The sequence below is a fragment of the Sphingorhabdus sp. EL138 genome (genome assembly GCF_900258045.1).
GTDB lineage: Bacteria > Pseudomonadota > Alphaproteobacteria > Sphingomonadales > Sphingomonadaceae > Parasphingorhabdus.
Window position 1 is genome coordinate 621,675 of record NZ_OGVD01000001.1, and the last position, 25,570, is coordinate 647,244.

A 25,570-nucleotide genomic window follows, 5' to 3' on the forward strand; every position below is an offset into this window, starting at 1 on the left:
GACGCAACATATATAATGTATTACACGATTTATGTAATTATGAATGTAAGAGGATATCCCATGACCGACTCGGTACTTACTCATGCCTCGAATCAAGTGTCTTCAGCGCAGCAAAACATCCCCATGATCAAGGCATTTTTTGACCAACCGACATTCACAGTCACCTATGTGGTCCATGATGAAGAAACGAAAAAGGCAGCGATTGTAGACAGTGTTTTTGATTTTGACCCCGCGTCTGGACGAACATCTTTCGAATCCGCAGACGATGTGATCCAGTATGTGGAGGATCAGGGCCTGGAGGTTGAATGGCTTCTGGAAACGCATGCCCATGCAGATCACCTTTCGGCGGCGCCCTATCTGCAGGAGAAGCTCGGCGGAAAAATTGCCATTGGCGAGCATATTGTCACCGTCCAGCAAGTGTTTGGCAAGCTGTTCAATGCAGGCACCGAATTTCAACGTGACGGGTCTGATTTCGATCATCTTTTTGCGGATGGCGACACGTTCAAAATTGGCAATATCGATGTGACGGTAATGCATGTTCCGGGTCACACACCGGCCGACATAGCCTATGTGATCGGCGATGCGGTGTTTGTTGGCGACACCATGTTCATGCCCGACTACGGCTCTGCCCGGGCTGATTTTCCGGGCGGTGACGCGCGCCAGCTATTTCGTTCACTCCGCCGGATATTAGAGCTTCCCAAAACCACCCGTCTCTTCATGTGCCACGACTATCTGCCGGAAGGTCGCGACCAATATGTCTGGGAAACTACGGTCGCTGCGCAGCGGGAAGGCAATATTCACGCCCATGACGGGATAAGCGAGGATGACTTTGTCAGGATGCGAACCGCGCGTGACAAAACGCTTGATATGCCACGCCTGATCCTGCCATCGGTTCAGGTCAATATGCGTGCGGGTCATCTGCCGCCGGCCGAGGATAATGGTGTCCGCTATCTCAAACTGCCGTTGAACGGCGTCTGATGCTCGCCGCTTTTCCTCACGCGATGCCGGTTGAAGGCCTTATTGGCGGTCTGATGATCGGCGCTGCCGCAGCATTGATGCTGCTTGGCCTTGGGCGTATCGCCGGCGTTAGCGGACTTGCGGCGCGGGCGACGGCTATTGCAGATAGCGGCGCGCCACGAAGCATAGCGATCGCTTTCGTCATCGGCCTGCCCCTGGGAGCATTTTTGGTGTCCCTTGCAACCGGCGGTGTTGTAACGCGCTTTCCACCATCGGTGGTCCCGATGATTGTCGGCGGCCTGCTCGTCGGGTTCGGTACGCGGCTCGGTTCAGGCTGCACCAGTGGGCATGGTGTCTGCGGCATGTCGAGGCTCTCGCGGCGTTCGCTCACCGCTACGGCAATCTTTATGGCAAGCGGCTTTGCGACGGTTGGGCTGATGCGCTTGGGTGGCTTGCTATGATCCGCTTTTTTATCGCACTTGTTGCCGGTAGCATATTCGGCGCTGGCCTTGCCTATTCCGGCATGTCCGATCCCGCGCGCGTCCAGGGATTTCTCGATTTTTTTGGCAATTGGGATCCCACGCTTGCCTTTGTCATGGGCGGCGCGATCATTCCGATGGCAATCGCATGGCTGGTCCAGCGGCGGATCGAAAAGCCATTTGCAGACGCCCATTTTTCCTTGCCGGGAACACAGAAATTGGATCGCAAGCTCGCGATCGGAGCGGTGCTGTTTGGTGCCGGCTGGGGCATAAGCGGTCTTTGCCCCGGTCCGGGATTGGCTGATTTAGCCATCAATCCCCTGCCCGCTTTGGTGTTCGTTGCAGCCATGTTGGCAGGAATGCTGGCCCACCGCGTTACAAACTGATCCATGCAAATCATCGGGAAGGATGTTCAATGGCAAGTGATGGAAATATTAGAGGACCAGTCACGGCAAGTGAGCAAAGCAATTTTGATATTGTCATTGTCGGTGGCGGCTCGGCCGGCATTGCGACCGCTGCGAGTATATTCAAGCGCAACCAGAATGTTACACTGGCCATCATTGAGCCGTCTGACGTTCACTATTATCAACCCGGCTGGACAATGGTTGGCGGCGGTGTGTTCTCTCTGGACTTCACCCGGCGTGAAGAAAGACGCCTGATCCCCAGCCGCGCCAAATGGATCAAGACCGCAGCCAAAACATTCGATCCAGAGAGCCAGCTTGTTCTGACGGCAGACGGTCAAAAAATCAGCTATGATGTGCTGATCGTCTGCCCTGGGATCAAATTAGACTGGGACGCGATAGAAGGCCTGCCAGAGGCGCTTGGGACAAACGGCGTCACGTCCAATTACCGCTATGATCTTGCCCCCTACACAAATAGTCTGGTTCGGGATTTGGGGAAGGGGCGCGCACTGTTCACACAGCCGCCCATGCCGATCAAATGTGCCGGTGCGCCGCAAAAGGCCATGTATTTGTCCTGCAGCCGGTGGGAAAAGGCAGGCATTTTGCAAAAAATTGATGTGCAATTTCACAATGCTGGCGAGGTGCTATTTGGTGTGCAGGACTATGTGCCGGCGCTGATGGAATATGTCGAGCGCTATGATGCGCATCTGAACTTTCAATCGACGCTTGTCGCCGTTGATGGCGATGCCAAAACCGCGACTTTCGAACAAAAAGACGGAGACAGGATCAAGCGCATACAGGAAGCATTTGACATGATCCATGTCGTCCCGCCCCAAAGCGCTCCCGATTTCATACGATCAAGCCCGCTCGCCGCAGAAAACGGTTTTGTCGATGTCGATCAGACAACATTGCGACATAGGACATACCCGAATATATTCTCGCTCGGCGACGCCTGTAGCGCACCCAACGCCAAAACCATGGCGGCCGCACGCAAGCAGGCACCGGTGGTCGCAGTCAATGCGTTGGCCGCATTGGAAAGCAAGCCGCCAGTGGCCGACTATGATGGCTATGGCAGCTGCCCGCTGACAGTGGAAAGCGGCAAGATCATCCTCGCCGAATTCGGCTATGACGGAAAGCTGTTACCGAGCTTTCCCACATGGTTGATCAATGGCACGCGCCCCTCCCGGCTGGCATGGTTGCTGAAGGATACGATCCTGCCGCCGGTTTACTGGCATGGGATGCTCAAGGGGCGCGAATGGATGGTCAAACCGCATCATATTGGTGCGAATTGACGTGCAAATGAAGCTGTCGAGATATTTTCCGATCCTCGAATGGGGTCGAACCTATAATGCGACCACCCTTACCAACGACGGGGTTGCGGCCATAATTGTCACGATCATGCTGATCCCGCAAAGCCTGGCTTATGCCATGCTCGCAGGGTTACCGGCACAGATTGGGCTTTATGCGTCGATCATGCCGCTGATTGCCTATGCGATATTTGGCACCAGCCGAACATTGGCGGTTGGTCCTGTTGCAGTTGTATCGCTTATGACCCTGACCGCCGCGAGTACCATCGCCCCGCCAGGAAGCGCTCAGTTTATCGCAGCCGCTTTGGTGCTTGCGCTGCTGTCAGGTTTATTCCTGTTGCTGATGGGATTGTTCAAACTCGGCTTTCTCACCAATTTGCTATCGCATCCGGTAGTATCCGGGTTCATAACCGCCAGCGGTATCATCATCGCAACCAGTCAGTTAAAATCCATTCTTGGCGTCAAAGCCAGCGGCGCTGCGATGCCTGAGCTCATAACAAGCCTGTTCGCGGCGATCGGCACAGTAAATGTCCCGACGCTTGTCATAGGCGTGCTGGCTACCGCCTTTCTGTTCTGGGTTCGAAAGGGATTGAAGCCGCTTCTCATACGCCTTGGGTTAAAACCCCGCGCTGCAGATCTGACTGCCAAAACCGGACCAATCACCGCCGTTGCGGTATCGACAATTGCCACGATTGCGCTGGGGTTGGAGGCCAAAGGCGTACAAGTGGTTGGCGATATTCCACAGAGCCTGCCACCCTTTTCTGTACCATTGATTGATCTCGAGCTATGGCAGAAACTCGCCATTCCGGCCTTACTACTCAGCATTATCGGCTTTGTTGAATCAGTATCGGTCGGGCAGACTCTGGCTGCAAAACGGCGCCAGCGTATCGACCCGGATCAGGAACTGGTCGGTTTGGGCGCAGCCAATTTGTCCGCGGCATTTTCCGGTGGCTATCCAGTGACCGGTGGGTTTGCGCGATCAGTCGTCAATTTTGATGCCGGTGCTGAAACGCCAGCCGCTGGTGCTTTTACCGCCATCGGTATCGCTATCGCTGCTCTGTTTCTCACGCCATTTCTGGCTTCGCTACCGATCGCTACCCTAGCAGCAACCATCATTGTCGCGGTACTCAGTCTGGTTGATCTAAAAACACCGCGCACCATCTGGCTCTACTCCAAAACCGATTTTGCTGCGATGGCAGCAACCATTGGCATTACTCTTCTTGCCGGGGTTGAACCCGGCGTTATCGCAGGCGTCGCTCTTAGCCTTGCGCTTTTTTTGTGGCGCAGCTCGCGGCCCCACGCCGCGATTGTCGGACGCGTGCCCGAAACAGAGCATTTTCGTAATATTGACCGCCATAAGGTGTTCACCGATCCGCGTATTTTGACAATCAGGATCGATGAAAGCCTAACCTATCTCAACGCGCGCTGGCTGGAAGAATTCATATTGGAACAGGTCGCTGACCACAAGGACGTCCGTCATGTGATCCTGATGTGCTCGGCCGTCAATGCTATTGATGCATCTGCGCTGGAAAGCATCGAAGCGGTCAATCACAGGCTTGATGACGCCAATATCCGTCTGCATTTCTCCGAAGTGAAAGGGCCAGTTATGGACCGCCTGAAAAGATCGCACTTTCTTGATGAATTAACGGGCCAGGTTTTTCTGTCCCAAAACACCGCATGCAAGAAACTTATCGAAGCGAGCAACCACCAGGACGCGGCTGATAATGGTGAAGATATATGGCGCGAAAGGGGGCTGATATAATCAAAAGAATTTGGCAATCGATCCAGGTCAAACACCCTCGCTCCGAATAAATACGTAGAGACAGGAATGACCCGCCGGTGGAAACTGTGGTGCTCTGGTTCCGACCAGCAGTGCAGACTTGTGGGAGATTAATCATGCCCTTATTGCGCTCCTTTGGCGCGCGCGCCCGGTCGATCCTGACCGTGATGCTGACGCTAATGCTGGTCGCCTGTGCCAGTGCAACGCCCTATCAGCCCAATCTCTTTGGCCAGAAAATTTCTGGCGGCTATTCAGACAAACGGTTGGCCGAAGATCGATATCGGGTCGGTTTCGCCGGAAATATTTTTACCTCGCGCGATCGCGTCGAGGGCTATCTGCTCTACCGCGCGGCAGAGCTTACCGACCAAAATGGCTATGAATGGTTCATGCTGATCGACCATCGGACCGAACGGGACCGGCGGACCTATGTTGATCGGTCGCCGCGCTATGACCCCTGGTATGGTTCGGGCTATCTCTATTGGCAGCCGCATTGGCGCTATTATCGCGGAGGTGGTTGGACCACCTGGCATCCTCATGTCGGAAGCCGGTTTTGGACCTATGATGTTGATGTCCGGACAGTCGAAAAATTCGAAGCGCATACGGAGATAAAAATGGGCAGAGGGCCAATGCCGCAAGATGGCCAGAAGGTTTTCAATGCACGGCAAGTCATGGTCGATCTGGGGCCGACGATTGAATGGCCGAAACGCTGATAACCGGATCCGCCGATCTAGTGGCTATTACGTAATGACCGGGTCATCCTGAGGGCATAATTTGCGCCACAGGTGTTACAATCAAACAAACAAGAAGGAACGATAGCCATGAATGAAGAAGCAGTGGTAAGCCATCCCCAACATGATCACGACTATGGCAGTCAGATTGCTGTCATCCGCAGCGATCTGGAACGCCTGCAAGAAGACATTCGCGGTTTGAAGGACGATCTCGCCGACGATGCATCCGAACGGATGCAGCAATGGACCGAAAGAGCTGCAGAAACGCTCAAGGAAAAAGGTGAGTTGTTGCGGGAACGCAGTGAACAGCTCCGCGAGGCTGGAGAACAGAGGAAAGACGCAATTACCAGTGAAGTGCAGCAACATCCCTTTGCAAGCATAGTGGCCGCAACGGGCGCAGGTCTCGCCATAGGTGCTTTGGCCATGTGGGCGCAAAATGGGGCCAAACCCTAGTCGATCGGTTGGACTGATCGTTTCATCGCTGTCATCGGGCTTTAGATTAATCGGACAGTTCGTCAGGCACGGGATATTCCGGTGGCCGCTGGGGTGGTTGTTCTGGTTGGAGGGGCGGTGTTTCGGGTGATCCCGGATCGTCGATCCGGTCCGGTTCCAGTGGCGGGGTTTCGGATGGCGGCGAGGTCGGCAATTCGTTCGGGCGCCCCGGGTTTTGTTGCACTATTTGAGCCATGACAATTCCGTTGAGACTAAAACCAAATTCACCTGCCGTGCTCAAGGATGCTATCCGCAGATATACCTAAATCAGTGCAGTACCGATTTCGTTTGAGCCCTTGTCAGCGAAAAGCATTCGCCCGGTGCCAAGCCGCTGCAGAATATGGTCCAAATCGGTTTCTGAAAAAGCGAAACAACCTTGGCTGCGCCCTACTTTTCCGTATTGTTTCACCATCTTGCTATCGACATACCACGCGCCGTGGATCACGATGGCGCGCTGATAAGCTAGGTCATTGCTTGGGTCCAGTCCGGCCAAACGGCGGGAACGGCCGTGTTTGCCAATATAAGCCTGCCCGGTTACATAGCTCCCACCCGAAGAAGCCTCTGAACCAGGTATGTTGGAAAATTTTTGTAGCCAGCCAGTATGTCTTTTGTCCGATCCCCTACCATGCGCGACCAGAAATGATGTCGTACGACCGTTCATCAGGTCGACCAGATGAAAGCGGGGTTTGGCCGAATGCAATGCATAATCCGCAATCCCGATCACATCAGTGTGTTTGATCGGCAGATGATGTGTGTCCAGAGCCGCCTTGGCCTTTTTCAGCAAATTGGGATCAAGCAGTGACGGCGTTTTGGCGATAGCTGGCAGTGTAGGCGCTACCAAAGCACCAAATCCCAACAGGCCTGTTTTCAGTAATGTTCTGCGTTTCATCTTAAAATTCTAACAGAATCCGGTATGCTTGGGATTAGGTAGATATACTGATTGTGGGGAGGAAGCGCGCCCGAAACAAGGGGAGAATGAGAAAACTGCTTATTTTCATCGCTGTTCTATTCTCGGTTGAAACAGCTTCGGCTGAGCCACAAAATCGGATGCAATGGACTCCTGCTCAAGTCGTTCATTTGAAGGCGCTGATCAACGATATGCCGGCGGAAAGCCTTGGCGATTGCCAGATATCAAGTAATTTTCCTCTTGAAGACGGAAGTGCCGCAACTGCTGCCGCCATACAGCTCGCACGAACATATCTGGATGGATGCCTTAAGGACTTGAGCCGCGCACAGTGGCATATCAAAAGCCGCGACCATCTGATTGACAATGAGAAGTTGATAGCTCTGGCACTACGCAGGAACGAACTTGGGCCATTATACGACGCGTACAAACCGCAAAACCCTCATTATCAAGCACTTAAAAAAGCATTGAGAACGGAAACCGATTCACAGAAGCGTGCGCGAATAGCTCTGAATATGGAACGATGGCGCTGGATGCCGCATTATCTCGGTGAAACCTATCTGATAGTCAATGTCGCCAGCTTTGAAGTCACACTATGGGAAAATCATAGAAAAATACGCTCGTGGCCTGTTATTGTCGGCAAGACAGAGACACCGACACCGGTATTTGATGCCAAAGTCAGCGGTGTCATTTTCAATCCCTGGTGGGAAATCCCTTCTTCGATCGTGGCTGAAGGGATCGGCGCGATGGTTCGTAATCGTCCGGCAACCGCCCGCCGGAAAGGCTATGTTCTCCAAAACGGTCGCTATCGCCAGCAACCGGGGCCAGGCAATGCATTGGGGTTGATGAAATTGATCATGCCGAACGCTCATTCGGTCTATCTACACGATACGCCAAACAAGAAACTATTCGCCAACGATGTCAGAACCTACAGTCACGGATGTGTCAGGGTGGACGACGCCATCGGTTTTGCCAAAACACTATTGGCAAATGATCATTCGGGTGAAGAAGTAGACGAAATATTGAATGCAGGTCACACCAAAGCGCTGAATATGGCTGAATCCATCCCGATTTATATCGCTTATTTTACGGTGGAAGGGACCGACGATGCCAGTTTGATTTTTCACCCTGACATCTACCGCCGCGATACTCTTGTGTTCAAAAAACATTGAAGCTGTTGCTCAGTTTGGAAAAGCCGTTCCTGTGCTATCCACCGTCAGAGCCTTTTCTTAGTCTGATCCTTGTTCCGTCCTCAATCTTTTCACTCGGATGCAGTATTACGGTTTCTCCTTCTTTCAAGCCTTCTGTGATCTGTGCGCGCTCATCATTCATTCGGCCGACCTTTACCCGAACCAGCCTTGCTTTCCCATTATCCATCACAAAAGCAGACCAGTCTCCAGCGTCACGGAACAATGCACTAATCGGCACTTGGATAACATTGTCCCCAGACCATTCGACCGCCCGGACTATCACCCGATAGCCATGGCCCAGGCGCTCCCTTGCCGTCTGAGGATCGACAAAGTCTATGATAACATTCACCCGCTGTTCCTCAACGCCGAGGGCCGAAATTTTGGTGAAGCCGAACGGTTCTATCCGCTGAACCTTGCCTTTGAGCGGACGCTCACCACCCCAATTGTCGATCAGCACATCGTTACCCGGCTTTATTTTAACCGCATCGCTGGATAAAAGATCGGTGACAATCTCAATATCAGCGGGATTACCCAGTTCCATTATTGTTGCTCCGGCGGCCAGCAGGGTTTCACTCTCTTGCGTTACCCGCAACACCGATCCGCTTTCGGGCGACGTAATGTTGAGTGCGTTGTCCCGGCCATTGCCAAAGGATGGACCCATCAGACTGGCCTGAGCGGCTTTAAGCTCGAATTGGGCGGTTTCGTGAGCTTGCAAAATTTCTGTCACTTGCGCGACGCTGCTGTCGCGCGCTGCCTTGGCTGCATCATGCTCGGTCTTCGTCGCAAAGCCGCGTTTGAATATGGCGTCGGTTCGCTCGAAATTGGCGGCTGCCAGTTTCCGATCCGCTTTGGCCTGGTTGATCCTTGCCGCAGACGATCGCACGGTGGCTTGCAGTGCCCTGATCTTTGCACGAATTTCGGCTTCGCTGCGCGGGTTCTGAAAATCGGGTTGCGCCGGCATCATGCGCGCGACCACCGTCTGGCTTGCCACGACCTCATCGCCTGCTTCCAGCTCCACCCGCAGCAACCGGCCATTAATCGGTGCGGTAACGATAAATATGTCGCGGACCCGCGTTTCGCCTTCGTCATCGATCGTCACCAGCAGCGGGACTTCAACCACCTCTGCGGTATCGACATCAATCGGCGGAGTGCGGACGGCAAAGAAAATCGCAACCAATATCAGCAATATGATTGCTCCGATCAGGATTTTTGGCCCCGGGCGGCGGAATTGTTTACTGGCCATTACTTCATTCCCTCGTTTTCAACACGCTGACAAGATTAAGCCCGTCTAGCCGTCCCTTGACGAATATGGCTGACAATACGGCGGTTGCCAGCACAACCAATATTGCAAAAGCGACGGTGGCGGCCGAAAGGGCAAAGGGGATAATGAAGAGATCCCCGCTGACAGCTTCGCTGATTTGCTTCGACAGATAATATCCGAACATCATGCCGAGTGGCAGTCCGGCCAATACGATGAGCGCAAGCTCGCCCAACAATATATAAGAAACTTCGGATCGACGATAGCCGAGCACGCGGAGCGAAACGAGATCACGGGCGCGCTCGGCGAGGCTTATCCGGGCGTTATTATAGACTACGCCAAAGACGATAAGGCCGGAGAAAGCGACGTTGAACAGTTGGACGATACCCCTAGTTTCGGCAATCGTTTCCTCACTACCGCGCAGAGCGGCGGCTCGTTGAGAGAAACCGGCAATCATTGGCATGTCTTTCAGCCGCCGGTACAGCTTGTCGGTCTCGTTCGCGTCCACGCTCAGATAGGCGCCGGAAGACAATGCTCCTTCCCGCATGATCGGGCCCAGATTTTTGAAATCGACATAGGCTGGACTGCTCACCGGACTGCTGAGTATGCTGGTCACCGGCATGGTGACATGGGGTCGGCGTCCGTCAGTGATTTGAATATCCACCAGATCCCCTGGCCCGACATTTAGCTCGTTCGACAAGCTATAGGATATCATCAGACCCTGCATCGGCGGTTCGACAACGCCATTGTCCAAATCGACCAAGCGGTTAAGATCGTTAGCCGGTTTCATCCCCGTGATCGTTTCGGATTTGGAACGATGACCTGCGCTCAGTTTGGCACCGACATAGCGCACCGGTTCGACCCGCATCACACCGGGCAATCGCGCAAGTTCAAACAGAGCTCGATCATCGCGATCTTCAGAAAAGACCACATTAACGTCCGCTCGATTGGCCTGATCGAACATCAGGTCAAACATCATGCGGACATTGTCCGTAGATCCGGCAGACGTGATATACAGACCTAGCGCAGCCGCGATGCCGACCGATCCCAGCATGGATCGCAAGGGCCGGCGAGCCACCCCTCGCAGGATGATTCGCGTCGGTTCATCCAGCCCTTTAATCCGTCCAACCAATCGGGCAAACCCGCCGGAATAATTGGGCGGCACCGGCGGACGCATGGCCTCGGCAGCGGTCAGCTTGCCAATCCGTCGGACGGTTTGCGCTGCACCCAGCAACACAACGAAAATCGCAACCATGCAGGAGATGAAAAACACGTCAAAGCCCGCACGGTAGGTGAGGAACGGGAAGACGAAAAAATCCTGGTACAGGCCGGCCAGTCCCCGACCCATCCATGAACCTAACAAGAGGCCGAGCACAAGCCCGGGGAGAGACAGCACCAGCGCCAGTTTGGCGTAGTGAAACATGATAGTCCGGCTGCGATAACCGAAGGCAGTCAGCAGGCCGATAATCTCCCGCTCCGATTCCACCAGTCGTGACAGGACCATATTTATCAGGAAGGCCGCGACGCCAAGAAATATCGGTGGAAGAATGGCGGTCATGCTGCTGAGCTGAGTCAGTTCATTCTCCAGAAAACGGTCAGAAAGCTGGTCTTTCCGCGGTGTGGCGCCACGTCCGCCATAGCGTTCGAGGATGACATCCACCCGGTCGATCACGTCCTGCACATTGCCACCGCGTTCCAACCGGATCAGGGCTTCATTGAAGCTGTTGGTCGAATCCAGCGCGGCGGAGAGATGCTCCTGTCCCATCCACAATATGCCAAAGCGGCGATTGTCCGGGAATATCTGGCCCGGGCCGATGGCATAGACATATTCGGGGGAGAGCACGGTCCCCACGATGCGAAATTTTTGCCTGGTCCCGTAGAGCAGCCCATCAATATCATCACCAATTCCTATGCGGGCGGCCTCGGCAAACTTTTCACTGGCAAGCACTTCGTCTGGGCGGCCAGGATCCGGCAACCGACCGCTACGCAGGACCAGGGCATTAACAGCCGGCATGCCGGACTCAGGCAAAGAATGTATGCGCGCGGTTATCGGTTCGGATATCCCCGGAATGTCAAGCGTCGCGCCGCTGGTCAGGCGGCCCTCAACGACGCTGACGCCATCAATCGCGCGAATGTCCTCCAGCAGGCTATCGGGCACACGGACGGCAGATGCGAAAATGTCGGCGAAGCGGTAGCGGTCATAATAGGTATCGCGGCTGGCCTCGAGAGAGCGGAGCATGCCGAACGACATCACCACCATCCCGATCCCGGCGGCAATGACCAGTGCGATGGCCAGTGCCTGCGATCGCAGGCGCCAAATATCGCGCAGTAGTTTGCGGTCCAGCGACCCCAGCCAGGTTGGTGGGCTTACCATTGCATCGCCGACGGCGCGACGCGCTCCGTGTTGTCGCGATCTTCAACCAGCGCTCCATCGGCAAAGCGCAGTAACCTGTCGGCCATATCGGCAATCACAACATTGTGCGTGATGAGCAACGTCGTGGTACCAAGCTCCCGGTTGACTTGATCCAGCGCCTCCAGAACCCTAACCCCGGTTTCGCTATCAAGCGCTCCTGTTGGTTCATCGCACAGCATGACTTTCGGCCGCTTGGCAATGGCACGGGCGATGGCAACGCGTTGCTGCTCACCACCGGAAAGCTGGGACGGAAAATGATCGATACGGCTTTCCAGCCCCACCATGGCCAGTGCCTCTTCTGGCCTCATCGGGTCTTCGGCAATCTCCGTGATCAGCGCAACATTTTCCCGCGCGGTCAGAGAGGCGACCAGATTGTAGAATTGAAACACGAAGCTGACCGAATTGCGCCGATATTCGGTCAATGCAGACGGGTCGAACGCGGTCAGCTCCTGCCCCTCAAACATTACCGTTCCGGCGGTTGCTTCGTCCAGCCCGCCGATGATGTTGAGAAAGGTAGACTTGCCCGACCCGCTTGCTCCGAGCAACACGACCATGGCGGATTTTGGCAGGTCCAGATCGACGCCGCGCAGAGCGGAAACCGCGGTTGGTCCTTCACCATAGATTTTCGTCAGACCGCGGATGGAATAAAGGCTGTCGCGCTCTATCGTCGCGGATTCCAAAGGCAGGGACATTAGGCGCAGAAACCGGTCAGCTTTTTTGTGCTGACACTGACAACCTGCAAATTGTCCCCAAGTTTCAGCACGCTGATCTTCCCATAATTGCCTATAATTGATTGTGAGAATAGGGAATTTAGGCCGCAAGCGTCGCGTGAGCGATAAGTATTGTTACGGAATGGCCGCGCCGCTCACGATCGATACTACGCGCAATTGCGTAGAGACGCCTTCACTCATTTTCCTTAATTTTCCGGCCCATATCTGACATTGCTATGGAGCCCCCAATGGAAAACCATATGAAAGCGGCGATTTTCATCGAGCCCGGCAGGATCATATTGGGTGAAAAGCCGATTCCCGACATTGGTCCGCTTGATGCGTTGATCCGAATTACGACGACGACCATTTGCGGAACGGATATCCATATATTGAAGGGTGAATATCCCGTGGAAAGCGGCCTCACCATTGGCCACGAACCAGTTGGAATCATTGAAAAAATGGGTTCCGCGGTTGAAGGGTTTACAGAAGGCCAGCGGGTGATCGCAGGGGCCATCACACCGACGGGGACGTCCTATGCCTCGATGTGCGGTTTTCATTCTCAATGCGGTGGTCAAGATGATCATGGCTGGAAAGCCGTAGGGGGTTGGCGGTTTGGCAATACAATTGACGGCGCACAGGCAGAATATCTCAAAGTGCCGGATGCGATGGCCAATCTTGCGCCGGTGCCGGATGGGTTGACCGACGAACAGGTGTTGATGTGTCCCGATATCCTGTCGACCGGGTTTAGCGGGGCGGAATCGGGCAAGATTCAAATTGGCGACACGGTTGCGGTGTTCGCGCAAGGCCCCATCGGCCTTTGTGCAACGGCTGGCGCAAAAATGATGGGCGCCACTACTATCGTCGCGGTCGAATCAATTCCTGAACGGATGGACATTTCGCGAAGCATGGGCGCGGATCATGTTATCGATTTCAGCAAGGTCGATCCCGTCGACGAAATCATGCGGATTACAGATGGTCGCGGAGTGGACGTATCGATAGAGGCCTTGGGTAAAACACAGACATTTGAAGGAGCACTCAGGGTATTGCGGCCTGGCGGGACACTGTCTTCGCTTGGCGTTTATTCCGAAGGCCTGACGATACCGCTAGATGCTTTTTCGGCCGGTCTGGGGGACAACACCATTGTCAGCACGCTTTGTCCCGGCGGCAAGGAACGTATGCGCCGGTTGATGGATGTGATCGGGTCTGGCCGTGTCGATGCAAGCCCGCTGGTCACCCATCATTTTGCACTTGATGATATCGAAACAGCCTATGACCTGTTTGCCAATCAACGCGACGGCGTGCTGAAAATCGCCGTGCAGCCCTGATCGCCAGTTGATGGCTTTCGAAGAGCAATATGCGGCCAAGCTGACCAGCGCCGCCAAAGCCGTATATGGCATTCCATCAGGGTCCCATATCGCCATGGGCATGGCGGTTGCCGAACCGCCTGCTTTGCTGTCCGCTTTGGCGGCACGCGCGGAGGCAGGCGATCTGAGCGATCTCAAACTGTGGTATTTTCACTCCATGGCCCATGCCGGAAAAACCGTGCTGCGGCCCGGTCTATTGGCCCATGTCCGCCCGCATTGCATGTTCCTCAGTTCCATAGAACGGGCGCTGCTTAAAGATGCTTCCCGCAAAGGCATCCCGCCGGTTGAATTCGTGCCCGTCGCATTCAGCGATTCACCGCAATTGCTGAGAGACAAAGTCCCGCTCGACAGTTTTATCACAACCGTATCACCCATGGACCGCCACGGCTGGTTCACCTTTGGCACCAGCAACGACTATTCATCAACCGCAGCCCGAAGCGCGAAAAACCTGATCGTTGAGGTGAATGAGAAAATGCCCCGGGTTTTTGGAGAGTCACTGCTCCATATTTCTGAGGTTGATGCCATAGTTGAGAATAATGTCCCACTCGGGGAGGAGACCTGCCCGGCGATCATCGCAGAGGAACAAAAGATTGCATCCACCATTGCGGGCATGATTGATGATCGCGCCTGTCTGCAAATGGGGATCGGTACTTTGCCTAGTGCGGTTTGTGCGCTGCTGGAGGATCGCAAGGATCTGGGCATCCATACAGAATTGATGACCCCAGCCCTGGCGCGTCTGGCGGAATGCGGAGCGGCGACCAATCAGGCGAAGACCACTTATCATGGCCGTAGTGTCTTTACCTTCGCGATGGGAGATCGCGCCTTTTATGATTTTCTAGACGATAATCCCACCATGCACAGCGCGCCGGTCGATATTGTCAACGACCCGCGCCATATTTCCAAGAATGACAATGTCGTGTCGGTGAATGCGACGCTGCAAGTCAATCTTGGTGGTGCCTGCAATTCGGAACATCTGATGGGCCGCCAATATAGCGGCGCGGGGGGACAGCTGGACTTTGTCCGCGGTGCCACGGCTTCGAAAGGCGGTAAATCCATCATCGCCTGCCGGTCCACGGCAAAGAACGGGACTGTGTCGCGGATCGTGCCAACGCTCGATGGTCCGGTCACGACGCCGCGCAATGACACGCATATTGTCGTCACCGAATATGGCTTTGCCGACCTTAAAGGCAAATCATTGACTCAGCGGGCCGAGGCATTGATCGAATTGGCGCATCCGAAATTCCGCGCGCAATTGGCGGACACGATACGCTAATGACTAAAGTCGCGATATTCAGCACCAGTAACTCATCACCCGGCAAGCCGGTATCTGGATCAAGAACTGCACCCGGATTTAGTCGAATCAGAGCACAATGCCCTTGCTCAAAACTGTGGAGAGGTAGTTGCCAAACCCCAGCTATTTCGGTTTCTCGGAATCCTGCTGTATTTGTGTCGATGGAAAACTGTCTGGTGTCATTCTCACTGAACTGATGAAGTTTAACGAATATGATATAACCATTGTCACTGTGAGGTTTGTGATCTGTACCGATTGGATTTCGGACATATGTTCCGGCTGGATAGTCGCGATGCGCATCAGAATCTGCAAAAGGTAATCTACTACAGTCAGCCGTTGAAAAGCGACAACGAGGGTATCGAATTCGATGTTCCTGGACGGATCACGCCGGAAGGGTTGATCGGGCTGGGCGCAGGCCCCGACGCACACTACATGCTATGCGGCCCGACAGCATTTCTCGCTACGATCCAATCAGGGTTGGAAGAACGCGGGGCACCTGCCGATCAAATCCATTTCGAAACCTTCGGGCCAAGCAGTCAGTGAATTCTCTTTAAGCGGTTTTTTGCGGGAGATGATGGTAGTACTCCAGAATTGTTTTTTGGGAACGGCTGCCATGCCTTGAGCTTCCGCTAGTTGCATATTTCTGACTGCCAAACTGGATAACAAAAATGTCCGCTTTCGGGATACAACGGAGTCAATCTTGACGTCCGAGATTGGGGCGCAAAGCGGTCATAACGTTAGTGTCCGCTTTGGCGCAAAAGCGGACGTTAAATTCTATAGCACGCTGCTCAGCAATGGCCTTTCATCCAGAAAATTCTCAATGTTGTTTTGAACCAGCTGGGCTTGAGCAAATAGTGTCTGATATGTGGATCCGCCTTGATGAGGGGACAGGATGGCATTGGGCACATCTGTCCATCTGGAACCACTAGTTGGTTCAGGATCGAATACATCAAGACCTGCCCCACCTATGGATCTCGATTTCAACGCGGCGATCAACGCTGGTTCGTCGACCACACTGCCCCTTGAGACATTGACCAATATGCCGTCGCTACCCAACCGATTAAGCAAACTCTCGTTGATAAGATGATAGGTCGACTGATCGGGCCGACAGCATATTATCAAACCGCGTGATTGTTCGGCCAGATCATCCAGAGATGCGACATAGGGAAGCTCGACATTTTCTTTCTTCCGCGGCCCCCACCATTTTAGTTCAACACCAAATGGTTCAAGACGTTTGACAACCTCTCTACCGATTGAACCCAATCCAACGATACCTACCGACATACCCCGCAACGAGTGGCGAAGCGGACCAGCTTTGGTCACCCAGCTATCTGACATCACATAGTCGTGATTCTGCGGAATTTTCAGAAGCAGGGATGTCATCATCGTCACGGCAACGTCCGCGACATCTCCGGAATTCATTCCGGGGGAATTTGTTACCTTGATACTTCTGGCTTTGCATTCATCGAGATCAATGTTGCTAAATCCAGCCGAGATCGAGGCGATCATTTTTAGGTTTGGAAAGCGGCCAAGCATATCTTTGTCGAGCTTTTCAATGCTGGCCGAGAGCAGAATTTCTACTGCATGCCCGTTATTGGAAATTACCTGATCAATGTCTTCGGACGTGTCGATAAATTCCCAGCGATCTGGCTTGTTGGGAAACAGCGTGTGCATTTCGGGATGCATCGCCAGTATTTTAGTCTGATCGGTCATGTAAAACTTGCCTCGGAAAGCGAATTGAGAATGGGTGTCCCTAGATACTCAGATCGTACACATTATAGTCTTTGAGGCTGGCTTTCGCTTCGGGATTCCAAACATGGGTTTCACCCGATTCAAGAAAGGGTTTGTAAACATAAGGTTGTTCATCCGGATATTTCTTCCGTCGCGCATCGATCGCATATCCAATAACCTTTGATCGCTCGTTTATCAGATCTTGATCATAAGTCTCGACAGGGCAATGGATACCGGCACCTTTTACGTCCAGAACAGACGATCGTTTGTGAAATCCAAAATTAACCGTCAGGCGCTGTTCGAAGCCGGTATTGGCGAAAGAACCGTGAACAAGCTGCCTGTTGCATATAATCGCGTCACCCGGTGCGCAGACAATTGGTACTGCACCTTTCAGTCGCTCGCCGCCCGACTCCTCAACCATCTTCTTGATGTCCATCTTTCCCAGTTTGTGTGTGCCAGGCACAACCCAGACGCCATTGACCGGCGTGCTCCCATACAGCTGTACCATGAAGTTGAAACCGTGGATGTTTTCATCAAAGTCCTGATGATCCCAATATGTGTCGCCATCTTGATGCCAGGAAACTGCTGCGCCTACTCCTGCATCCTTGATGAACAGAGATTCGTTAAAAGGTGCAAAATCCTCTCCATTAATGCATGCGGCAACTTTCAAAAGTTCAGGATGGCCATAGGTGCGAAGCGCGGCATCAGAAAACCTGAGGGAACCCAGCAGAATGAATGGAGTGGCTTCAGGTGCATCATCCGCTGCATCGAGCTCTTTCAATTTTACCTGATGGCGACCATTGGCAAGTTGAGTGCCGCCAAGCGGATCGCTAAGTGGCTTGCTCCAGTTAAGGCCCGGCGCCTTGCTGTCCAAGCCGATCGCGGGACGCCCTTTTGAATCGACTTCTGATCCCGGATGGGTCGGAAACCTGCTTCGCAGGTCCTGCATATCTTTCTCGATATCTTTGAGTTCTTGTTCGTCAATCACCCCTTCAAAGACATAGAAACCATATTGTGAATAGGCATCAGCGATGTCTTGCGGAAGGGAGCCATCCTCATTGAAACGAATGGGACCACGGTTCGGCAAGGCAAGTGCTGCTTCCAGTCCCTCGTTCATATAGCTTCTTACCGCATCTGCTTCGTCACCATAATAGGAAGCGCAGGCTTCGATGGATTTGTTGAAATCGAACTTGGACACGAATCGTCTCCTCTTTTTAACGTTGTTAAAATATTTAACGCCGTTAAAATCTTGAGTCAAGATCGAACACAGTTTATGGTGTCCAAATGGAAACAACGGCACGCTCAGTACAACCATCTGCCCGCTCTACAAATAAACGAAAACGAAAGGAGCGCATTTTGGCAGCCGCGAGGCAGACCATCGCAAAAGAAGGCTTTGACGCTCTGAAATTGCGAGACCTTGCCACTAGCGCAGATGTGACCGTGCCAACCATATACAACCTGATCGGTGGAAAGCCGGACATACTGAACCTTATCATCGGCGATCTCCTGACCAAGATTGACGAGGCGCAAGCAAATATTGATACAAGCGAGGTTGAGGCAGCGTTTGAAGCTCAGATCGACAGGCTTGCCGAACTTTTTGCAACTGATGAAGATTACTACCGAGCAGCATTTATTGCCGGCGATCGTAGCGGTTTGTTTGAGCATGACAGTGAAACAGGGGTTTTTGCAAAATTCGTTGCACAACCGATTGCGATCTGCCGCGATGCCAAAGCTAAAGGTCTTTTGCTGGGCGAGATTTCATCAGAACAATTGGGTGAGCATATCTATGGTAGCTACCGATTGGCCCGTCAGGATTGGTCGAATGGATATTTTGATCTGCCTCAGTTTCGCCGACAGTCAATTACCGGTGTCTACTTGTGCCTGGCCGCAGATGCGGCGCCTGATTTCAGGATCAGGTTGTTTCGAAAGATTTCAGCGCTGCAATGATGCAGTCGCCCATATGCCTGCTGTAATTGGGGAAAAATGGAATTTATGGAACTGTCTAGCGTCCGCTTTCGGGATATTGCGGACACAGATCACACTTGGAATTGGATGAACAATTTCAGCCTTGTTATGAGGCTAAGTTCGCTAGCTCTCCAGTTAGTGCCGCGTGAAATCGGCCAATGGCGCTTTCAAACAAACCAAATTCCAGAAATTCATTTGCGCCGCTTTTTAAGCCGCGCTGTGCGCCAAGAACTACCTCGCGATCTTCCATAGCGCCCGCTTTGGCAAATTCCTGTCCTTCTAAAATAGCGTGCAGTATTTTTCCCTCTTCCGCGCAATCGGACAACAGAAACATATGCTGGCGCGTCAATTCAAGTCCGAGTGGTTCCAAGATTACAACTTGCATGCAATCTGGGAAGGTTGAAATAATGATGTTGGGAAAGAGGTGATAAACAAAAGTTATCCTGCCGTTGGATGACCAAGCTGATTTTGGTTTATCCCGTAATCCTTCAATGGCTTGATAGGGAAAAGCAATTCGGCTGTTCTGATCAAATGATTCAACTACTGTTAAATTGTCATATTGAACCGGAAAGAAAGTTGTCTGGTGGGTTGAACGGATATGGTAGCCCTCTAAAGCGCTCTCCAGATGAAGCTTCCAATTCGCCTCAATTTCAAATGTTTCCGATTTGATGACGCGACATCCGTCCGGGATTAAGTCGGGCAAATCGGTCTCATCTTTGACGCCATTGGTGCTCGGGCCTTGCTTTATGAACACCAGTCCATTTTTTTCCAAACAATCTACAGAAACTAGGCCGCGATTTTCCTTGTTCAAGTCAGGAAACCCTTCCTTATGGGGCACGCTGCGAAGTGCCCCATCATTGCCATAGGACCAACCATGGTAAGGGCATACAAACACGTTGGTGCAACCCTGACCAGTGGCAATCTGGACGCCGCGATGCCGGCATGCGTTGCGAAAAGCTCTGACTTTTCCATCGCTTCCCCTGACTACGACCAATGGGATTCCAGCTGTATCCCTCGCGATATAGTCGCCTGATTTAGGCAATGCCGCAGAAGGACAAAAGACGACCCAACGTGTACGTAACAATGCCAACTCTGCATCAAGTCGCTCGGCAGATTGATAGTTTTTTGTTGGCTCCTTCCAGCTGGATTGGCCAACATCGGTAGTTTTGTTGTCGATATGATCAAATATGCGCGCAATTATGTCTTGGTCTGACATCAACGCAGCCGAACTGCGACTTTCATCATGTTTGAAAACTTCCTGCGTCGCCATAGACTTTGCTTTCATCGGAGATACTAAGTGACAGAGCGAATATTGGTAACGCAAGGGTCGCCGGATGACCATTATATGTTTTAGATAGTTTGGCTGGCCGCAGATATTTACATTGCTGACCAACAGTAAACCAGGGGAACATTGGTTTACAGACCTCTTAGGCTCGAGTTATCATAAAGTCCTGACGTCCGCTTTCAGGATATAGAAGACTCCATCGGAACGTCCGATATTGGGGCGCAAAGTGGACGGTCTGCTTTGCGCCCCAGTCTAAGACGTAGGTATTCGATTTCTTAGCTCCTAGAAGCGGATGTTCTCCGAGGTCATTCCGACCAAGGAGAAAGCAAATGACGTATTCACAATTTGATCCTGCTGCACAAAACCGCGTGCCATGGAATTTCGGCGCGAAGATTGGTCCCAAAAGACCGTTCAATCAAAAACAGATATGGGCGATCCGGTTCTTTCTTGATCGCGAAGAACGTATTCGCGATCGTGCGCTCTTCGATCTTGCAATAGACAGCAAGCTAAGAGGTTGTGACCTCGTAGAGCTTAAGATCGGCGATCTAGTCAACGGTCCTGAAATACGAAAGCGAGCAGCAATTACGCAGCGCAAGACAGGGTGGCCAGTTCAATTTGAGATTGCATCTGATGCGCGTGAAAGTCTATTCAGTTGGTTGGAACGCAGAGGCGGGTCAGTCGAAGGCTTTGTTTTTCCAAGCCGCGTCGATCACTCAAGACATTTGAGCACACGCCAATACGCTAGGCTTGTTGATGAGTGGGTCGAGGCGATTGGTTTGCGGCCTGAGGAATACGGAACGCATTCGCTTCGCCGGACGAAGGCTTCGATCATCTACAAGGCCACCGGAAACCTTAGGGCAATTCAGATCCTGCTCGGCCACTCCAAGCTAGAGAACACTGTTCGCTATCTAGGCGTCGATATCGAAGATGCGCTGATCTTAGCTGAGAAGACGGAGATTTGACCGATGCTGGACGCCAGCCCGTTTTCGACTGGCGTCCGCTTTTGAGTGAAAGCCGACATAAAAATTGGAACTAAAAACTGGAGCTATTTCAAGGTACAGCTTTCCATTCATTTGCTTTGACACCCATTACATTGGGGGCCCTTGAGACATCCTCTAGATCGATTGTGAAGCCGTTGCGCTCAGCAAGCTCAATCAGCTGATCTACATTCGTTACGCCCGCATAAAATTGTATGGGTTCTGCCCCACCGGTAATCTTCACCCACCAAACTTCTTTCAATGACTTTGCCCCGTTGAAACGACTTTGAAATCTAACGGACGATCATTAACGAAAGCAACCGCCAGAAGTTAACCGATTAATCACCTAACCCATTAAACCAAAAGGCGAAAGGAAAAGGCGGTTTAAGCTGATTTGCGCTCCTGAAGGGCTGTCGTTTCAAGCCAGGCGGCCCGGAAAATATCTGCAGTAACCGGTTTGGAGATGTGCCAACCTTGGCCGATATCGCATTTCATTCTGGTCAACAGGTTCAAGCAATGCTCGTCCTCGATGCCCTCTGCAACGACTTTGAAGCCGAGGGCATGCGCCATTTCAATCGCTGACTTGACGATCACCTGATTGGATTTTTCAGTGACTATGGTCTTCACAAAGCTTTGATCGATTTTGATTTCATCGGCCGGAAGACGCTGCAAGTAGCTCATCGTAGACTGTCCGGTACCATAGTCATCAATGGAAACCCTGATCCCCGCATCTCTGATGCGTTGCAAAGCCATTATGGATAAATCGGGATCTGCCAGCGTCGCCGTTTCGGTTACTTCAAAGGTCACTTGCTGATTCGGGGCTTTGGAAGCCTCCACCAGCGCAATGGCTTTTTCAACAAACATGCTGTCGCCAAGCAATTGCGCTGAGATATTCACCGAACAACTCAAGCCGGGTCGGGCGTCTTCCCAGGAGGCCAGATCCAGCAATGCGGATTGCAGAACAAACAAGGTGATATCGTCGATCCGGCGGGCTTTTTCCAGCATTGGAATAAAGAGGTCCGGGCTGATTCTGCCGCGTTCCGCATGGTTCCAGCGCACGAGCGCCTCCGCTCCGGATAATCCGTCTTCCTTCAAGTCCCATTTGGGCTGATAGACAATATTGATATCGCCATTGGCCAGAGCCTGATCCAAATCGACGAGCAGGCTTTGCTTTTCGCCTACCGCGCTGGCTTTTACAGCATCGTGCCACATCCACCTTTTACCTGCATTGGCAGCCTGTTCGGAAGCTATTTTTGCTTTGTCGACTGATTCGTTGCTGATACCGAAACTGACATCAAGTCGTACTTTTGAGCCGCCGGCGATGACCGGAGAATGAAAAAGCGTGGCCGCCGTGTCAAAATGGGCCGCAATGTCGTCACGATATTCGTCTTTGACGATCCAGGAAAAAATATCGGAATCGAGATGATATACACAGCCGTCAACCGCCAGAAATTTGAGCCGTTCAGCAATATTTCCGAATAATTCAATCCGGGACTCAACATCAGTAACCACCAACAGATCGCGAAATTCCGAAATTCGCAGCGTGGCGATATTGGCCCCGCCATTCTTTCTCAACCACTGTTGGAGAGCAGTTTCGTTGGGTAAATTGCTGGTTTCATTGTAAAATTGACTTTCATTCAAAGCCAATCGGGTCCGGGAGAATGTTTCAAGCACAAGAAAAATGAGCAGGAAAAAAAGCGCCGGCACATTCGAATAAGTCAGATAGCCATTTTTTTCGAACGCCAGGATACTGGCAAACAAAGCCAGTCCGATGATCCAGACTGCGCCGGTCAACATCGTGTGAGAGCAGCGTCCCGACAGGACCAGTATCATGAGAAATGCAGAAGCGGCGATGAGGGGAGGCCATTTCCCCAAATTTGCCATGTCGGTAGATTGCAACATTGTTTCTGCCGCCAACGCCTGGATCAAGACACCTGGCACCACGCCGAACCGGCTGATGGGGTAGCGGTCACCCAGCTCGATTGCAGTGGCGCCGACAAGGATTTTCTTTCCCTCTATAGACTGCGGAAGAACATTGCCTTCAAGCACATCGATAAAGCTGAGCCGGGGAATGGTGCTTGGGTCTATGGATTGATCGATCGCGAAGCTTTTCTCAATATTGCCAGAGGAATCGGCGAGCATGCTGGCGAGCGATGGGCGGACAGTGCCATCGGTTACGGTGCCATAGCTGTATGTGTTGAGTTGCCCATTATTATCGGGATGCACATTAACAGACGCCAGGAAAGCATGCGCGCGCAGTTCTTCGATTGGCAAGCTTTCGACATAGCGGCTTTGATCGGCGGCATCTTTCTGCCGGAATGTGGGAAGCACGACAGAGGCATCTGATCGTGCGATGGCTTCTGCAAATTCCTGGTCCTGCTCTGTCGTAGAGTGCGCAGAAAAATCGATATCGAACACAATCTGCTCGGCACCCAGGCCGGACAGCTTATCAATTGCTTCGGCATAATGGCTTCGCGGCCATGGCCAGCGATCAAGGGCCTGAAGCGACTTTGCATCAATCTCGACGAGCAGGAAGTCCCCCGAAGCAGGTTTTTCCAGGATCTCCGCGCGAAAAGTCTGAAAACGCTGCTCCACATCGCCGCCGATACCCGCCATGACCAGCAACGCCGCCGAAAGCAATGCCAGTGCCCACGCAACCAAGAGCCGGTGCGCGGTCAACAGATCAACAAAAGGCAGTTTTCCGTTCAAAACGGTCTCCCTGAAAACGAGAATCCCTCTTTAGAACAGATGGTTGTAATTTTAGTTAACTTGTCATCAACCGGACTGATGCTTGTTGGTCTCAGGCACTGTCAACGCGTCTGTCGCGTTAAGCCTTATTTCGAATGCCCGTTCGCCTTGCCGCTATTGCCGTTTCCGTTACCGCCGCCATTGGAACCGCCATTGCCGTTGCCGTTGTTTCCGTTGCCGTTTCCGCCACCGTTGGCGTTGCCATTTCCGGCCGTATTGCCGTTGCTCGCATTGGCACTGCCGCCGCCTTTGGCGTTGCCATTACCGGCCGTGTTACCGTTACTCGCATTGGCACTGCCACCGCCATTGGCATTGCCATTGCCAGCCGTGTTACCGTTACTCGCAGTGGCGCTTCCGCCGCCATTGGCGTTGCCATTGCCAGCCGTGTTACCGTTGCTCGCATTGGCACTGCCGCCGCCTTTGGTGTTGCCATTACCGGCCGCGTTGCCGTTACTCGCAGTGGCGCTTCCGCCGCCATTGGTATTGCCATTGCCAGCCGTGTTGCCGTTACTCGCATTGGCACTGCGGCCGCCGTTACCATTGCCGCCTGCATTGCCATTATTGGCGTTGCCGCTGCTGTTGCCGTTGCCACCACCGTTGCCATTGCCAAATGTGCCGGGGACACCGTTCGTGCTCGCATTGGACAGCGCCAGATCAATCAGATTGGGCGCATTGACCGAAGCCATTTGCACATTGGCTTTTGTCGATGAACCGCTGTTCACCAGACCACCCGTCAATTCACTCAGCGATACCGGAGATTCACTGACCGGAGCCTCGATTATACCTTCGAAACCGCCAGTGGCGATGTCGCTGGCAATCACGTCTTCTGAGGCCGTTGTTCCCGAGCTTTCAGCTGGCCCGTTTGGCGAGATGATTGTTTTCTCTTCCGAACCTGTGATCGAAAGCCGGAATTGGTCACCATTTTTGACCATTCCGATCATACCGGGCGACAATAGCTGTGTTGCACCTCCGTCTAGCGTAGAAACCTGCACGGCACCCTCGGTAACCTGCACCGCGGAACCGGTTTCCGTCACCGTGACGCTAAAGGTCGTGCCTTTTACAACAGCCGCCAGATAAGGTGTTTTTACACCAAAATGTGGAGTGCCCTTCTTGTCGATCCGGAAAATGACGTTGCCCAGCTCCTCAAAGAACTGCATGACACCGCCGCTTTTCTTCGGCTCGCTAATCCGCAGCCGGCTATTTGGCGAAACCACCACATATTCCTGGCCACGGACCAGGACAGCACGGCCCTTTTTCCCTGTGCGGATAACGTCACCGGGACGAAGATCGCCACCAGCAATGGCAATTTTCGATACGCCCGATCGCAATATGTTAACGGTTCCATTGCTTTCAGAAAGCTTCCATTCCGGAGTCGCGCCATGGGCGGTGGTTCCTGTTGCAAATGCTGCAATTGCTATGAATTTGGCCAGTTTATGCATCGATACTTTCCTCAAACAGGTGAGATAACTTTTCCCACTCGTTCAAGCTTTTAAGTAAGATGATCGAACTTCTCGTTTAGAAACACCCTGAATTTTTCATTAAACAGCTGTTTCGATAAGCTTTTCCTAAGACATTAGACGTAAACGGACC

At 52.7% G+C, this 25,570-nt stretch carries 24 protein-coding genes; 13 read left to right on the top strand and 11 right to left on the bottom strand.

What is annotated here, in order from left to right:
- Positions 1–60: 60 nt before the first annotated feature.
- The 7 genes from DK507_RS03050 to DK507_RS03080 all read left to right on the top strand — a co-directional run bounded on the left by DK507_RS03050 (position 61) and on the right by DK507_RS03080 (position 6,105).
- Positions 61–978 (top strand): MBL fold metallo-hydrolase, encoded by a 918-nt coding sequence (locus DK507_RS03050; protein WP_109354690.1) that lies wholly within the window; start codon positions 61–63, stop codon positions 976–978.
- Positions 978–1,418 carry a YeeE/YedE family protein gene (locus DK507_RS03055; RefSeq protein ID WP_109354692.1) on the top strand — a complete coding sequence of 147 codons (441 nt, stop codon included), beginning with the start codon at positions 978–980 and terminating at the stop codon, positions 1,416–1,418. The genes DK507_RS03050 and DK507_RS03055 overlap by 1 nt, the downstream gene beginning before the upstream one ends.
- Entirely contained in the window at positions 1,415–1,822 is a 408-nt protein-coding gene (locus DK507_RS03060) for a DUF6691 family protein (protein ID WP_109354695.1), read from the top strand. The genes DK507_RS03055 and DK507_RS03060 overlap by 4 nt, the downstream gene beginning before the upstream one ends.
- Positions 1,823–1,851: 29 nt before the next feature.
- Positions 1,852–3,129 (top strand): FAD/NAD(P)-binding oxidoreductase, encoded by a 1,278-nt coding sequence (locus DK507_RS03065; RefSeq protein WP_109354696.1) that lies wholly within the window; start codon positions 1,852–1,854, stop codon positions 3,127–3,129.
- Between the two features lie 7 nt (positions 3,130–3,136).
- On the top strand, positions 3,137–4,906 hold the full coding sequence (locus tag DK507_RS03070; RefSeq protein ID WP_109354697.1) for a SulP family inorganic anion transporter: 1,770 nt from the start codon (positions 3,137–3,139) through the stop codon (positions 4,904–4,906).
- Between the two features lie 134 nt (positions 4,907–5,040).
- Positions 5,041–5,634 carry a hypothetical protein gene (locus tag DK507_RS03075; protein ID WP_216822322.1) on the top strand — a complete coding sequence of 198 codons (594 nt, stop codon included), beginning with the start codon at positions 5,041–5,043 and terminating at the stop codon, positions 5,632–5,634.
- Positions 5,635–5,742: 108 nt separating this feature from the next.
- A complete protein-coding gene (locus DK507_RS03080) occupies positions 5,743–6,105 on the top strand; it encodes a YqjD family protein (RefSeq protein ID WP_109354698.1) in 363 nt (120 codons plus the stop codon).
- 46 nt (positions 6,106–6,151) lie between these two features.
- On the opposite strand, the gene DK507_RS03085 is transcribed toward DK507_RS03080, so the two are convergent.
- Complete coding sequence (locus DK507_RS03085; RefSeq protein ID WP_109354699.1) at positions 6,152–6,385, bottom strand: hypothetical protein; 234 nt, start codon at positions 6,383–6,385, stop codon at positions 6,152–6,154.
- Between the two features lie 21 nt (positions 6,386–6,406).
- The gene (locus DK507_RS03090; RefSeq protein ID WP_109354701.1) at positions 6,407–7,033 is read right to left on the bottom strand and encodes a murein L,D-transpeptidase catalytic domain family protein; all 627 of its coding nucleotides are present in this window, start codon (positions 7,031–7,033) and stop codon (positions 6,407–6,409) included.
- An 86-nt stretch (positions 7,034–7,119) separates the two neighbouring features.
- On the opposite strand from DK507_RS03090, the gene DK507_RS03095 reads away from it, so the two are divergent.
- Positions 7,120–8,220: a L,D-transpeptidase family protein gene (locus DK507_RS03095; RefSeq protein WP_109354702.1), complete on the top strand. Its 1,101-nt coding sequence runs from the start codon at positions 7,120–7,122 to the stop codon at positions 8,218–8,220.
- Positions 8,221–8,254: 34 nt separating this feature from the next.
- Here the strand turns inward: DK507_RS03095 and DK507_RS03100 are convergent, their stop codons facing one another.
- From DK507_RS03100 to DK507_RS03110, 3 genes are read right to left on the bottom strand one after another with little or no spacing between them, the layout of a single operon-like run.
- Positions 8,255–9,481 carry an efflux RND transporter periplasmic adaptor subunit gene (locus tag DK507_RS03100; RefSeq protein ID WP_109354703.1) on the bottom strand — a complete coding sequence of 409 codons (1,227 nt, stop codon included), beginning with the start codon at positions 9,479–9,481 and terminating at the stop codon, positions 8,255–8,257.
- Between the two features lie 4 nt (positions 9,482–9,485).
- Positions 9,486–11,870: an ABC transporter permease gene (locus DK507_RS03105; RefSeq protein WP_109354704.1), complete on the bottom strand. Its 2,385-nt coding sequence runs from the start codon at positions 11,868–11,870 to the stop codon at positions 9,486–9,488.
- A complete protein-coding gene (locus tag DK507_RS03110) occupies positions 11,864–12,601 on the bottom strand; it encodes an ABC transporter ATP-binding protein (RefSeq protein ID WP_109354706.1) in 738 nt (245 codons plus the stop codon). The genes DK507_RS03105 and DK507_RS03110 overlap by 7 nt, the downstream gene beginning before the upstream one ends.
- A gap of 266 nt (positions 12,602–12,867) precedes the next feature.
- On the opposite strand from DK507_RS03110, the gene DK507_RS03115 reads away from it, so the two are divergent.
- Positions 12,868–13,944: an NAD(P)-dependent alcohol dehydrogenase gene (locus DK507_RS03115; RefSeq protein ID WP_109354710.1), complete on the top strand. Its 1,077-nt coding sequence runs from the start codon at positions 12,868–12,870 to the stop codon at positions 13,942–13,944.
- 10 nt (positions 13,945–13,954) lie between these two features.
- On the top strand, positions 13,955–15,256 hold the full coding sequence (locus DK507_RS03120) for an acetyl-CoA hydrolase/transferase family protein (RefSeq protein ID WP_109354711.1): 1,302 nt from the start codon (positions 13,955–13,957) through the stop codon (positions 15,254–15,256).
- Here DK507_RS03120 and DK507_RS18195 read toward each other — a convergent pair.
- The gene (locus DK507_RS18195) at positions 15,165–15,638 is read right to left on the bottom strand and encodes a cupin domain-containing protein (RefSeq protein ID WP_109354866.1); all 474 of its coding nucleotides are present in this window, start codon (positions 15,636–15,638) and stop codon (positions 15,165–15,167) included. The two genes, DK507_RS03120 and DK507_RS18195, sit on opposite strands and share 92 nt — an antisense overlap.
- Between DK507_RS18195 and DK507_RS03130 the strand changes: the two genes are divergently transcribed.
- The gene (locus tag DK507_RS03130) at positions 15,545–15,817 is read left to right on the top strand and encodes a hypothetical protein (protein ID WP_109354713.1); all 273 of its coding nucleotides are present in this window, start codon (positions 15,545–15,547) and stop codon (positions 15,815–15,817) included. The genes DK507_RS18195 and DK507_RS03130 overlap by 94 nt on opposite strands.
- Positions 15,818–16,048: 231 nt before the next feature.
- Here DK507_RS03130 and DK507_RS03135 read toward each other — a convergent pair whose 3' ends face one another.
- A complete protein-coding gene (locus tag DK507_RS03135; RefSeq protein WP_109354714.1) occupies positions 16,049–16,987 on the bottom strand; it encodes a 2-hydroxyacid dehydrogenase in 939 nt (312 codons plus the stop codon).
- A 40-nt stretch (positions 16,988–17,027) separates the two neighbouring features.
- Entirely contained in the window at positions 17,028–18,203 is a 1,176-nt protein-coding gene (locus DK507_RS03140) for a phytanoyl-CoA dioxygenase family protein (RefSeq protein ID WP_216822323.1), read from the bottom strand.
- A 158-nt stretch (positions 18,204–18,361) separates the two neighbouring features.
- On the opposite strand from DK507_RS03140, the gene DK507_RS03145 reads away from it, so the two are divergent.
- Positions 18,362–18,952, top strand: a complete 591-nt coding sequence (locus DK507_RS03145) for a TetR/AcrR family transcriptional regulator (protein WP_162558863.1) — start codon at positions 18,362–18,364, stop codon at positions 18,950–18,952.
- Between the two features lie 124 nt (positions 18,953–19,076).
- On the opposite strand, the gene DK507_RS03150 is transcribed toward DK507_RS03145, so the two are convergent.
- Positions 19,077–20,240, bottom strand: coding sequence for an aromatic ring-hydroxylating dioxygenase subunit alpha (locus DK507_RS03150; RefSeq protein ID WP_109354718.1), 1,164 nt, complete (start codon positions 20,238–20,240; stop codon positions 19,077–19,079).
- A 344-nt stretch (positions 20,241–20,584) separates the two neighbouring features.
- On the opposite strand from DK507_RS03150, the gene DK507_RS03155 reads away from it, so the two are divergent.
- A complete protein-coding gene (locus tag DK507_RS03155; RefSeq protein WP_109354721.1) occupies positions 20,585–21,217 on the top strand; it encodes a tyrosine-type recombinase/integrase in 633 nt (210 codons plus the stop codon).
- A 399-nt stretch (positions 21,218–21,616) separates the two neighbouring features.
- On the opposite strand, the gene DK507_RS03165 is transcribed toward DK507_RS03155, so the two are convergent.
- Together DK507_RS03165 and DK507_RS03170 are read right to left on the bottom strand one after the other, a co-directional pair.
- Positions 21,617–23,941, bottom strand: coding sequence for an EAL domain-containing protein (locus tag DK507_RS03165; protein ID WP_109354723.1), 2,325 nt, complete (start codon positions 23,939–23,941; stop codon positions 21,617–21,619).
- A 125-nt stretch (positions 23,942–24,066) separates the two neighbouring features.
- Positions 24,067–25,419 carry a FecR family protein gene (locus DK507_RS03170; RefSeq protein ID WP_109354727.1) on the bottom strand — a complete coding sequence of 451 codons (1,353 nt, stop codon included), beginning with the start codon at positions 25,417–25,419 and terminating at the stop codon, positions 24,067–24,069.
- Positions 25,420–25,570 lie beyond the last annotated feature (151 nt).